The following is a 12,704-nucleotide window of genomic DNA, read 5'->3' as shown; positions in this document are numbered from 1 at the left end:
TGCGGGCCGCCGGGCGACTCGCCACGAGCGCCTGGTCGCGCCCGAGCACGTGGCCGGCCCCGGCCCAGCGCAGGTCGTGACGCGTCACCGCCGTGACGGTGAGGTGGGCCTCACGGACGGTGGCGGCGTCGCCTGCCGCGCGCGCCTCCTCGGGGACCTCGACCGTCGCGGTCGACTGCGCGGTCAGCGACGGCACGTCGAGCACGCCCGAGGCGACGACGTGACCGTCGTGCTCGAGCTGCCAGCGCACCTCGACGTCGTCGGTCGACGCGGTGTGCCGTCGGTTCTCGACGGTGACCAGTCGGGCCGCGTCGAGCAGACGCACGCGGACCGGGGTGATCACGGCGGCGAACTCGGCGAGGGCCGGGGTGGGCGTGCCGTCCGAGAGCAGCAGGCCGTCCATGACGAACTGACCGTCGTGCACGACCTCGCCGAAATCGCCGCCGTAGGCGAAGTACGGCGTGCCGTCGGGGGTGCGGGTGGCGATGCCGTGGTCGCGCCACTCCCAGACGAAGCCTCCGTGCAGGCTTGGCCAGCGGTCGACGGCCGCCTCGTAGTCGGCGAACGAGCCCGGGCCGTTGCCCATCGCGTGGCCGTACTCGCAGAGCACGAAGGGCTTCTGCCGCTGCCGGGCACCCTGGGCGCCCTCGGTCTCGTGGATCGTCGTGGCCGGTTCGCCGCAGACCGACGCGATCTCTTCGAGGGTCGGGTACATGCGCGAGTAGACGTCGGTGTACTCGCCGGCCAGGTCGCCCTCGTAGTGCACCGGTCGGGTGGCGTCGCGCCCGTGCAGCCAGGTCGCCATGGCGGCGAGGTTGCGCCCCGTGCCCGACTCGTTGCCGAGCGACCACATCACGATGCTCGGGTGGTTCTTGTCGCGTTCGACCGTGCGGGCGATCCGGTCGAGGTAGGCATCGCACCAGGCGGGTTCGTCGCTGGGGTTGCCGCGCCACTCGACGTCCCAGAAGCCGTGGGTCTCGAGGTCGCACTCGAGCACGACCCAGAAGCCGTACTCGTCCGCCAGGTCGAGGAGTCGCGGGTGCGGCGGGTAGTGCGCGGTGCGGATCGCGTTCACGTGGGCCCGCTTCATCAGCTCGAGGTCGGCACGCGCCTCGGCCTCGTCGAACACGCGTCCTCGCACCGGGTGGGACTCGTGGCGGTTGACGCCCCGGAAGGTCACGCGGCGGCCGTTGACCTCGAACGAGTCGCCCACGATGCGCACCGTGCGGAACCCCACCCGCAACGAGACGGTCTCGCCCGGCGAGGCGACGGTCGCGTCGTAGAGGCGCGGCACCTCGGCGCTCCACGGCTCGACCGCGGGCAGGTCGACGGGAGCCACGTCGGCCGGGGTCGCCCAGGTGACGTCGACGCCCAGTGCCGGCACGCGCAAGGTCACGGGGAACGCGCCGACCACGTCGAGGTCGAGCCGGCCCGCCCCGGTGGCGTGGTCGTACGACGCCCGCAGGTCGACGTCGTCGAGGGCCGCGGCGGGGCGCGACTGCAGGGTGACGCTGCGGAAGATGCCGGGCATCCACCACTGGTCCTGGTCCTCGAGGTAGCTGGCCGCCGACCACTGGTTCACCCGGACCGCGAGGGCGTTGGCCCCCTCGACCAGCGCGTCGGTCACGTCGAACTCGGTGGCGAGGCGGCTGCCCGTCGTCCAGCCGAGCTCGACGCCGTTCAGCCACACGGTCGCGAGGCCGTCGACGCCGTCGAACCGCAGCACGACGCGCGCGCCACTCCGGAACGACGCCGGCACGACGACCGTGCGTCGGTACTCTCCGGTCGGGTTCTCGTCGGGCACGTGCGGCGGATCGATAGGGAACGGGTACTGCAGGTTCGTGTAGATCGGCGACCCGTGCCCGTGCAGCACCCAGTGCGAGGGCACCGGCAGCTCATCCCAGTCGGCGTCGTCGAGTTCGGGGTCGGCGACCTCGGGGACCCGTGCCTCGTCGTCGAGGGGAGCCTCGGGCAGCAGTCGGAACCGCCACGGCCCGTCGAGCGAATGGGTCGGGGCGTCGCTGTGCAGCCACGAGCGGGGGGCGAGCCGTGAGGCGGAACCGGGGGCGACGTCGTCGAGGTGGGTCATGGTGCTCTCTGTGGTGGGGGCGGTCGCAGGAGGCGCGGGGGGCGGGAGGCGCGCGGGAGGCGCGGGGCGGTCAGACCGCGCCCAACGCCTCCCGGTCCGCGACGATCGTGACACGCGGGTGGCGCCGCAGCAGCGAGGCGGGCACCGACTCGGTCACCGGGCCCTGCAAGGCCGCGGCGAGCGCCGCGGCCTTCGCGCGACCGCGCGCGACCAGCAGCACCTGCCGCGCAGCCATGATCGTCCCGAGCCCCTGCGTGATCGCGTGCGACGGCACGGCCCGGGCGTCGCCACCGAAGTAGCGGGCGTTGTCGAGGCGGGTACGGTCGGCCAGTTCGACCACGCGGCTGCGGCCGTCGAACGGCGAACCGGGCTCGTTGAAGCCCAGGTGGCCGTTGGCCCCGATGCCGACGATCTGCAGCCCGACTCCGCCGAGCTCGACGATGCGCCTCTCGTGCGCGTCGGCGGCGAGGGTCGCGTCGACGGGGTCGGGGCACGACCCGTCGGGCACGACGACCCGGTCGTCGTCGACGCCGAGCGGCCTCGCGATGCGGTCACGCACGAACGTACGGTAGCTCTCGGGGTGGTGGGCCTCGAGCCCCACGTACTCGTCGAGCGCGACGAGGGTCAGGCCGCAGGTGCGCAGGCCGTCCTGTCGGCGCAGCACGAGCTCGGCGTAGAGCGGCTCGGGTGACGAGCCGGTCGCCACGCCGAGCACGCCATGGGGTTCGGCCCGCACGAAGGCGGCGACGACGTCGGCCGCGTGCTGGCCGATCTCGTGGGCCCCCGAGGCCGCGACGACCTCGGGGCCGACGACGGCCTCGGTCACTTCAGCGCCCCCTTCGCGATGTCACCGATGAACTGCTTGGCACCGATGAGGAACACGATGATCAGGGGCAGGACGGCGAGCAGGGCCCCCGCCATGACCATGCCGTAGTCCTTGCCGTGGGCGCTGTTCAGCTGGCTCATCGCGACCTGCAGCGTCAGCGTGCCCGGGTCGTTCAGCACGATCAGGGGCCAGAGGTAGTCGTTCCACGAGGCGATGAAGGTGAAGACGCCCAAGAAGCCGAGGCCCGGGCGGATCAGCGGGATGCAGACCGTGAGGTACTGACGGAAGAACCCGGCGCCGTCGATCTTGGCGGCGTCGATCAGTTCGTCGGGCACGGCCGACACGATGTACTGGCGCAGCCAGAAGATGCCGAAGGCGTTGGCCGCGGCGGGCACGATCAGGGCCTGCAGCTGACCGACCCACCCGAGGTTGATCATCGTGATGAACTGCGGGATCACGCTGAGTTGAGCGGGCAGCATGAAGGTGACGAGCAACAGGGTGAAGAGCAGTTTGCGGCCCGGGAACGAGAACTTCGCGAAGGTGAACGCCGCGATCGAGTCGAAGAACAGCACGAGTGCCGTGACCGAGACGGCGACGATCACCGTGTTGAGCAACGAGCCACCGAAGTCGATGGTCTCGAACACCGCGCGGATGTTGTCGAACAGGTGCGTGCCGGGCACGAGCACGGGCGGCGACTTGTAGATGTCGCTCGTCGTGTTGCTCGCCATGACCACGAGCCAGTACAACGGGAACAGCGAGACGACGGCTCCGGCGGCGAGCAGGCCGTGCAGCACGGCTCGCGAGGTCGGCACCTTCGCGCCGCGCCCGGCGGCCCGGCCACGACGCTGCTTCGGATCGTCGTCCGCCGTGGCGTCGACGACCTCGGCGGTCACGCCGCGGGCGGCGTTCACGATCGTGCTCATCGCGCGACCACCTCCTCGCGCGGGGAGACGGGATCGACGTCCACGGGTTTCTCCTTCTTGCCCGATCCGAGCCGCCAGTTGATGATCACGAAGATCACGACGAGCAGGAACACGGCCCAGGCGATGGCTGCTCCGTAGCCGAAGCGGTTGTAGTTGAAGGCCTGCTGGTAGAAGTACAGGACCGTCGTGAGACCGGCTTGACCCGCGCCTCCGGAGTTGGGGTTCGTCGTCGACGACGACGCCGTCAGCACCTGCGCTTCGGTGAAGCTCTGCAGGCCGGTGATCGTCGAGACCACCAGCACGAAGAGGATCGTCGGGCGCAGCAGCGGAAGCGTGATCGACCAGAAACTGCGGATCACCCCCGCGCCGTCGAGCTTGGCGGCCTCGTAGACCTCGCCACTGATCGACTGCATGCCGGCCAGGAACAGGATCGCGTTGTAACCGGTCCACTGGTAGGTGATCAGCACGGCGATGGTGACCTGGATCGCCCAGGGGGTCGACAGCCAGGCCACGCCGTCGAAGCCGAGGGCCCGCAGGCCGGCGTTCAGCAGGCCGAAGCTGTCACCGAAGATCGAGCCGAAGAGCACCGCCATCGCGACGACCGAGGTGACGTTCGGCACGAAGAACGCGATGCGGTAGAACGTGCCGAACCGCTTCGCCGAGTTGAGCATGGCCGCCACGATCACGGCGATGACCATCATCGGGAAGGTCGACAGGGCGAAGATGATCAGGGTGTTCTTGATCGACAGCCAGAAGGTCTGGTCGGCGACCAGGGCCCGGAAGTTGTCGAGGCCGACCCATTCGGGCGAGCCGAGGCCGTTCCAGTCCTGGAACGACAGCACCAGCGAGTAGCCCGCGGGGAACAGCCCGAAGATCGCGAAGAGCACGAAGAACGGCGCGATGGCGACGTAGTAGGGCCAGCTCTTGCGCAGCCCCGCCCGGGAGCGCGCGGTGGGGCGCGCTCCCGGGCTCAGCACGGTGGGGATCACTACTCGGCGGCCTTCAGGGCGGCCTCGCCGGCCGAGACGGCGTCGTTCCAGGCCTGGTCGGGGTCCTTGCCGAGCGACTGCACGTTCTGCAGCTCGGTCATGTAGGGCGCCGCGACCTGGTTCTCGAACGGGCTGGTGTACGCGGTGGGCATGTCGGCGGCGGCCTGCGCGAAGACCTCGACGGTCGACTGACCGCCGAAGAACTCGTCGCCCGCGGTCAGCTCGGGGGCCGAGTAGGCGGCCGTGGCCGACGGGAAGATGCCCTTGTCCTGGTAGGCGACGATCTGGTTCTGCTCGCTCAGGATGTCCTTGATCACGGCGAATGCGGCCTCGGGGTCGTCGGTGCCCTCGGGGATCGTCAAGAACGAACCTCCGATGTTGGCGGGGCCGCCGGGCATCGGTGCGACGCGCCAGTCGCCCGAGGTGTCGGCCGTGGCGCTCTTAATGTCGGCCTGGTACCAGGCGGCACCGAGCAGCGTCGGCAGCGAGCCACCGGTGATGGCGGCGGCCCAGTCGGGGCTGCCGTCGGTGAGCCCGGCGGTCAGGCCCTTCTCCTTGGCCTCGACCGCACGGTCCCAGGCCGCCTTGATCTCGTCGCCGTCGCCGGTGAACTCGCCCTCCTCGTTCACGAAGCGGGCGCTGCCCTGACCGATCGACTTGGTGAACACGTCGCCCATGTCGACCTCGAGGCTCGCCCCCGTCGCCGCCTTGAGCTTCTCGCCGAAGGCGAAGTAGTCGTCCCAGGTCGAGGTCGCCGCGGCGACGTCAGCGGGCTCGGAGGGCAGACCGGCCGCGGCGAGCACGTCGGCCCGGTAGTAGAGGGCGGTGGGGCCGATGTCGATCGGGATGCCGATCAGCTTGCCGTCGGCGGTCGTCGCCTCGGCGAGCTTCCAGGCCGGGAACTGGTCGACGATGTCCTTGGCACCGAGGTCGTTCAGGTCGGTGAAGAGGTCGGATTCGCTGAGGAAGTACGGCATGTCCTCACCTTTGACGCCGCTGACGGCGGGCAGGCCGGTGCGGCCGGTGAACGTGGTGACGAGCTTCTGCTTGAAGTCGCCGCCGATCGTCGACACCTTGATCGGCGTCGTCTCGTCCACGCTGCTCAACACCTTGTCGCTCAGGCCGTCGGGCCAGATCCAGACGTCGGTCTCTCCGGAGGCGTTTGCACCCCCGCCCGAACCGGCGCACGAGGCGAGCAGGGGGGTGACGAGGGCGAGCACGGCGACGGTGCCGGCGATCTTGCCGACGAGGCGTCGGGTGGGGAGTGCCATGGGGTCTCTCAATCGGTTGGGGGGAAGCCGAAGTGGGGCGGGGGGACGAGCAGGAGGTACGGGTCAGCGGAACAGCGTCGTGCTGCTCTCGCCCTGGTCGTGGAGGGCCTCGAGCACGAAGTCGTAGCGGCCGGGTTCGGCCGCCGTCGGATGGGCACCGAGCCAGTCGGCGAGTTCGTCGAGCCGAGGGGCGCCCGAGGCGCCACCCGGTCGCGAGACGGTGACGCCGGCCACGAGGCAGGCGAAGTCGACGCGCTGCAACAGCGACCAGTCGGACCGCGAGCCGGCCACGGCCAGCGCGGCACCGAACACGTCGCCCGCCCCGGTGGCGTCGACGGCGTGCACCCGCACGGGTGGACGGACCACCTCGTCACCACTGGCGGAGTCGACGGCGACGACGCCGGCCGAGCCCGAGGTCACGACGCTCAGCGGCACGCGGTCACCGAGGCGGCGTGCGGCGTCGATCGCCGAGTCGGTGCCGGTGTAGGCCATGGCCTCGAGGTGGTTCGGCATGAACGCGTGGCAGTCGTCGAGCTGCTCGAGCAGGGAAGGGTCCCAGCGTTCGGACGGGTCCCATCCGACGTCGGCGAAGACGCGGGTGCCCTGGGCGGTGGCCCGCGCGATCCAGGTGCTGCGCGCCTCCTCGAGGTGCACGAGGGCGACGGCGGCGGCGGGCAGGACGTCGGGCAGCAGGGCGTCCGACCCGATCGGAGCGGGCGTGCCGCCGGTGACCAGCGCGCGGTCGTCGCCGTAGCCGAGGGACGCGGTGACGGGCAGGGCCCAGCCGGGCACGGTGACGAGGTACGACAGGTCGATGCCCTCGGCAGCCAAGGAGGCGCGGGTCATGGTCGAGAACGTGTCGCCGCCCACGGCGGCAGCGATCGAGGTGGGGACACCGAGGCGAGCGCCCACCAGGGCGAAGTTGGCGATGCCGCCGGGGCCGGCCCCGAACGACGAGGTCCAGACCTCGTGACCGAGCACGGGCGCACCGGGCAGGTCACCGAACACCACGTCGGCGAACAGCTGCCCCACGACGAGCATGCCGGCGAGGGCGTCGCTCTCGGCGGGTGGGGCGGTGCGGGGTGCGGTCTGCACGGGGTCCTCCTCGGGTCAGATCGGCGTCGGCGTCGACCTGCTGAGACGTTTCTAGCCCATGTGCGCACAAATGTGAATGATTTTGTTTGTTACAAGATTGTTTCTGCTCGAAATTGCGCGCTACTGTTCAGACCATGAAAGACGTCCGAGACATCGTGATCCTCGATCGGCTGCGCTCCGAGCGGGCGGCGACGGTCACCGACCTGGCCCTCGCCACCAGCACGAGCGAGGCCACGATCCGCCGCGACCTGCAGCGCCTCGACGAGGCGGGGGTGCTGAGACGGACCCACGGCGGCGCCGTGCTCGTCGAGGCGGATGCCCCCTTCGCCGAGGTCGAGCAGGTCAATCGCCGTGCGAAAGAGCGCATCGCCGCGGCGGCGGCATCCCAGGTGGCCGACGGTCAGTCGGTCGTGCTCGACATCGGCACCACGACCCTGCACGTCGCCGAACACCTTCGGGGTCGCGACGTCACGGTGATCACGGCGAGCATCGCGGTCTTCGATCTGCTGCGCGACGACCGTGCCGTCCAGCTCATCCTGCTGCCGGGCGACTGGGACCCGGTCTACCGGTCCGTCTCGGGCCCGCTGACGGCCGAGAGCCTGCGACTACTGCACGCCGACCACGCCTTCATGGGCGTCAGTGGCATCGCCGACAACGGCGACCTCCGCGACACGACCATGAGCCAGGTGCCGATCAAGCGCGCCATGGCCGAGGTGAGCGACCGGGCCACGGTGCTCGCGGACTCGAGCAAGTTCCCGGGCACCGGCGCCGGCCGCGTCGCCCCCAGCGCGTCGTTGACGCAGCTGATCACCGAATCGACGCCGCACGAGAACGTCTCGGCTGCGCTGGCACGCAAGGGAGTGACGGTGACCGTCGCATGAAGCTGACCATCCTGGGCGGGGGCGGCTTCCGCGTCCCGCTCGTCTACTCGGCGCTGCTGCGCGACCACGCCGAGGGCCGGGTCACCTCGGTGGCCCTGTACGACACCGACGCGATCAGACTCTCGGCCGTCGCCCGCGTGCTGCGAGAGCAGGCACTCGAGCACCTCGACGCGCCCGTGGTCTCGCTGCACACCGACCTCGACGACGCCCTGCGCGGAGCCGACTTCGTCTTCTCGGCGATCCGGGTCGGCGGCATGGCCGGTCGCTCCTGCGACGAACGGATCGGCCTGTCGCACGGCGTGATCGGTCAAGAGACCGTGGGCTACGGCGGCATCTCGTACGCCCTGCGCACCCTGCCCGTCGTGATGGACCTCGCCGTCCGCGTCAAGGCCCTGGCCCCCGACGCCTTCGTGATCAACTTCACCAACCCGGCCGGCGTCGTGACCGAGGCGATGTCGCGCGTGCTCGGCGACCGGGTGATCGGCATCTGCGACAGCCCCATCGGCCTCGCGCGCCGTGTGCTCGGAGCCCTCGACGTGCGCGTGCCCGACGACGCCTTCGACAGCGTCACCATCGACTACGCGGGCCTCAACCACCTGGGCTGGCTGCGCGGACTGACCGTCGACGGCGTCGACGTGCTGCCCCGGCTCTTCGAGCAGCCGGAGCGCATCGAGACCTTCGAGGAAGGCAAGCTGTTCGGTGCCGACTGGGTCACCGAACTGGGCGCCGTGCCCAACGAGTACCTGCACTACTACTACTTCACCCGCGACGTGCTGCACGCGGACCAGCTGGCCGTGCAGACCCGCGGTGGTTACCTCGTCGACCAACAGGCCCGCTTCTACGACGAACTCGCCGAGGGCGACGGCTCGGCCCTCGCCCTCTGGGAACGCACCCGACTCGAACGCGAGACGACCTACATGGCGACCAACCGGCAGTCCGCAGGCATGGGCGACCGCGACCAGGACGACCTCGTCTCGGGCGGCTACGAGCACGTCGCGCTGGCCCTGATGCGCGGCATCGCCTACGACCAGAGCGCCCGACTCATCCTCAACGTGCGGAACGGCGGCACCTTGCCCGAACTCGACGCGGACGCCGTCGTCGAGGTGCCCTGCGTCGTCGACGCGAGCGGCGCCCACCCCGTCGTGGGCACCTCGCTGCCCGACTTCGGCGTCGGCCTCGTCACGAACGCGAAGTACGTCGAGCGCCAGACGATCGAGGCCGGCGTCGACGGCTCGAAGGCGGCCGCCGTGCGCGCCCTTGCGCACCACCCGCTGGTCGACTCGGTCACCGTCGCCCGCTCGCTGCTCGGCGACGCGATGGCGAGCTTCCCCGGGCTCGACTACCTGCGCTGAAGCGCGACCCCGCAGGGCCGGGGCGACCCGCGCCTCCTCGACCTCCCCCCGACCACCCTCTTACCCGGCGACGCCGCCGGGGCCCCACCCCGTGAGGACCCACCGTGCACCAGAACCAGAAACTCGTCGAAGAGCGCATCGAGCGCGTGCTGAACGAGCGCATCACCCCCGCCGTCCACTCGGCGACCACCCCGGTCACCCTGCGCGCCTGGCAGGTGCCCGACGAACCGGTGCCGGTCGCCGAGGCCCTGGCCCAGACGTACGACCCCTTCGAGATCGGCCAGCCGTGGGGACGCGCCTGGTCGACCTGGTGGTTCGAAGTCCTCGGCGAGGTCCCTGCCGACTGGGCCGGGCACACGGTCGAGCTCGTGCTCGACCCCGGGTTCATCGGCGACTGGCCGGGCAACCAGGCCGAGTGCCTGGTGCACACCCCGGACGGCGTGCCGATCAAGGGCATCCACCCGCGCAACACCTACGTGCGCCTGCACGACGAGGCCGCCGGGGGCGAAGCCGTGCACTTCTTCGTCGAGGCCGCCGGGAACCCCGACATCTTGGTGAACGAGTTCGTTCCGACCGCCTACGGCGAGAAGTCGACCGCGCCGACGGAGCCGATCTACCGGTTCCGCACCGCGCAGCTGGCCGTCTTCGAGCACGAGGTCTGGGGCCTGCGCTTCGACGTCGAGGTGCTCTACCAGATGATGAAGGAGCTGCACCAGGACGACCCGCGTCGCCACGAGGTGCTGCGAGCCCTCGAACGCTCGCTCGACGTGCTGCGCCTCGACGACATCGTCGGCACCGCGGCAGCCGCCCGCGAGGTGCTCGCCCCGGTGCTCGCGAGCCCGGCCGTCCCGAGCGCCCACACCCTGAGCGGCATCGGCCACGCGCACATCGACAGCGCCTGGCTCTGGCCGATCCGCGAGACCAAACGCAAGACGGCCCGCACCTTCTCGAACGTGCTGACGCTGGCGAAGCAGTATCCCGACTTCCGCTTCGCCTGCTCGTCGGCGCAGCAGTACCAGTGGGTGAAAGAGAACTACCCGACCGTCTTCGAGGGCATCAAGCAGGCCATCGCCGACGGAACCTGGTACCCCGTCGGCTCGCAGTGGATCGAACCCGACGGCAACCTGCCGGGCGGCGAGGCCATGGTGCGTCAGATCACCCACGGCCTGCGCTTCTTCGCCGACGAGCTCGGCGTCGAGACGCACGGCGTCTGGCTGCCCGACTCGTTCGGCTACACGGCGTCGTTCCCGCAGATCGCCAAGCTGGCGGGCCTCGAGTGGTTCCTCACCCAGAAGCTGTCGTGGAACCAGACCAACACGTTCCCGCACCACACCTTCTGGTGGGAGGGCATCGACGGTTCGCGGGTCTTCACCCACTTCCCGCCGATCGACACCTACAACTCGACCCTCGAGGCCGAAGAGCTGCACCATGCGGTGCGGCAGTTCCGAGAGAAGGGCGCCGCCACGCGCTCGCTCGTCCCCTTCGGCTACGGCGACGGAGGCGGTGGCCCGATCCGCGAGATGATGGAACGCCAGCGTCGGGTGAAGGACCTCGAGGGTTCGCCCCGGGTCGAGATCGAGCACCCCGACGAGTTCTTCGCCAAGGCCCGTGCCGAGTACGAGGACGCCCCCGTCTGGGTCGGCGAGCTCTACCTCGAGCTGCACCGCGGCACGTTCACCTCGCACGCCCGTGAGAAACGCGGCAACCGCGAGGCCGAGCACCGCCTCCGCGAGGCCGAGCTGTGGTGGACCACCGCGGCCGTCCGCACCGGTGCCGCCTACCCGTACGCCGCCCTCGACCGCCTCTGGAAGCTCACACTGCTGCAGCAGTTCCACGACATCCTTCCGGGCTCGTCGATCGCCTGGGTGCACCGCGAGAACGAGGACGACTACCGCCGCAGCCTCGCCGAGCTCGACCTGCTGATCGAGGAGGCGCTGGTCGCCGTGGCCTCGCCCGGCAGCGTCGTCAACGCGGCCGGTCACGACCGCGTTGCCCTGGTCGAGGACGCCTCGGGTGTCGCCGCCGCCCTGGTCGCGGTGCCCGGCTCGGGCGTCGCGCCGCTGGTCGCCGTGGACGCGACCTCGCCGGTGGTGGTGACCCGCGCCTCCTCGGGGGGTGCGACGGTCGAGAACGGGCTCGTGCGCATCGTCGTCGACGAGCGCGGCCTGATCACCTCGATCGTCGACCTGCGGCACGACCGCGAGCTGGTGCCGGCCGGCCGCGCGGCCAACCTGCTGCAGCTGCACGAGGACCTGCCGAACGCGTGGGACGCGTGGGACATCGACGCGCACTACCGCCACAGCCGCACCGACCTGGTCGAGGCCGACGCGGTCGAGATCGTCGAAGAAGGGCCGCTGCGCGTCACGGTGCGCGTCGAGCGCTCGTTCGGCCGCTCGCGGGTCGAGCAGTTCGTCTCGCTCGTGGCCGACGACGCCCGCGTGCACGTCCGCACCGAGCTCGACTGGCGCGAGGACGAGAAGCTGCTCAAGGTGAGCTTCCCGCTCGTGCTGCACGCGCAGCACCACAGCGCCGAGATCCAGTTCGGCCACGTCCGCCGCGCCACCCACACCAACACCTCGTGGGACGACGCCCGGTTCGAGGTGATGGCGCACCGCTGGGTGCACGTCGAGGAGCCCGGCTACGGCGTCGGCCTGACGAACTCGGGCAGCTACGGCCACGACATCACCCGCACCGTGGGCGAGACCGGCGAGGTCGAGACCGAGGTGCGCGTCAGCCTGGTGCGCGCGGCCCGCAGCCCGGACCCCGTGCAGGACATCGGTCACCACCGCTTCGACTACGCGCTCGTGCCGGGTGCGACCATCGACGAGGTCGTCCGCGCGGGGTACGAGCAGAACCTGCCCGTGCGCGTGGTCGGCGCCGGACGCGGCGGGGCGACGTTCGTGCTCGGCGCGGGTGCCGGCAGCACGGCGGGTGCGGGGCACGGCGCGTCGACGACTGCGGAGGTCCCTCCGGCCTCGGACGTCTCGGCCAGCTCGACCACCTCGGCCGCCTCGACGCCGTCGACGTCCTCGGCGGTCGGGGGTCTCGTGTCGCTCTCGGGCGAGCAGGTGCGCATCGAGTCGCTCAAACTGGCCGACGACGAGACGGGCGACGTGGTCGTGCGGCTGTACGAGTCGACCGGCGCCCGGGCCGGCACCCGTGTCGACGCCCACTTCGACGTGACCCGCGTGACCGAGGTCGACGTGCTCGAGCGTCCGCTGACCGAGGCCATGCCCAGCGCGCTGCGCTTCGCGCCCGACGCCACCGGGGCCGACCTG

At 70.9% G+C, this 12,704-nt stretch carries 9 protein-coding genes; 3 read left to right on the top strand and 6 right to left on the bottom strand.

The features are described from left to right. From IFT36_RS12360 to IFT36_RS12335, 6 genes are all read right to left on the bottom strand, one after another. Positions 1–2,089 (bottom strand): glycoside hydrolase family 2 TIM barrel-domain containing protein (locus IFT36_RS12360; protein WP_200413271.1); only part of this gene is annotated, 2,089 nt, incomplete at its 3' end. Positions 2,090–2,159: 70 nt separating this feature from the next. Continuing rightward, entirely contained in the window at positions 2,160–2,915 is a 756-nt protein-coding gene (locus IFT36_RS12355) for a glucosamine-6-phosphate deaminase (RefSeq protein ID WP_056046897.1), read from the bottom strand. After that, the gene (locus IFT36_RS12350) at positions 2,912–3,838 is read right to left on the bottom strand and encodes a carbohydrate ABC transporter permease (RefSeq protein WP_082460355.1); all 927 of its coding nucleotides are present in this window, start codon (positions 3,836–3,838) and stop codon (positions 2,912–2,914) included. The genes IFT36_RS12355 and IFT36_RS12350 overlap by 4 nt, the downstream gene beginning before the upstream one ends. Next, the gene (locus tag IFT36_RS12345) at positions 3,835–4,827 is read right to left on the bottom strand and encodes a carbohydrate ABC transporter permease (protein ID WP_056046899.1); all 993 of its coding nucleotides are present in this window, start codon (positions 4,825–4,827) and stop codon (positions 3,835–3,837) included. Before IFT36_RS12345 ends, IFT36_RS12350 begins: the two co-directional genes overlap by 4 nt. Beyond that, on the bottom strand, positions 4,827–6,098 hold the full coding sequence (locus IFT36_RS12340; protein ID WP_056046900.1) for an ABC transporter substrate-binding protein: 1,272 nt from the start codon (positions 6,096–6,098) through the stop codon (positions 4,827–4,829). The genes IFT36_RS12345 and IFT36_RS12340 overlap by 1 nt, the downstream gene beginning before the upstream one ends. A gap of 63 nt (positions 6,099–6,161) precedes the next feature. Continuing rightward, a complete protein-coding gene (locus IFT36_RS12335) occupies positions 6,162–7,193 on the bottom strand; it encodes a carbohydrate kinase family protein (RefSeq protein WP_307785093.1) in 1,032 nt (343 codons plus the stop codon). 134 nt (positions 7,194–7,327) lie between these two features. Here IFT36_RS12335 and IFT36_RS12330 point away from each other — a divergent pair, with 134 nt between their 5' ends. The 3 genes from IFT36_RS12330 to IFT36_RS12320 form a co-directional block, all read left to right on the top strand. Beyond that, a complete protein-coding gene (locus IFT36_RS12330) occupies positions 7,328–8,074 on the top strand; it encodes a DeoR/GlpR family DNA-binding transcription regulator (protein WP_199859672.1) in 747 nt (248 codons plus the stop codon). After that, positions 8,071–9,426, top strand: coding sequence for a 6-phospho-beta-glucosidase (locus IFT36_RS12325; RefSeq protein ID WP_056046903.1), 1,356 nt, complete (start codon positions 8,071–8,073; stop codon positions 9,424–9,426). The genes IFT36_RS12330 and IFT36_RS12325 overlap by 4 nt, the downstream gene beginning before the upstream one ends. Before the next feature lie 104 nt (positions 9,427–9,530). Beyond that, positions 9,531–12,704 (top strand): alpha-mannosidase (locus tag IFT36_RS12320; protein ID WP_200413270.1); only part of this gene is annotated, 3,174 nt, incomplete at its 3' end.

This window comes from Frigoribacterium sp. CFBP 13605 (assembly GCF_014839405.1).
Classification (GTDB): Bacteria; Actinomycetota; Actinomycetes; order Actinomycetales; family Microbacteriaceae; genus Frigoribacterium.
This window is presented reverse-complemented; position numbering and strand designations above follow the sequence as displayed.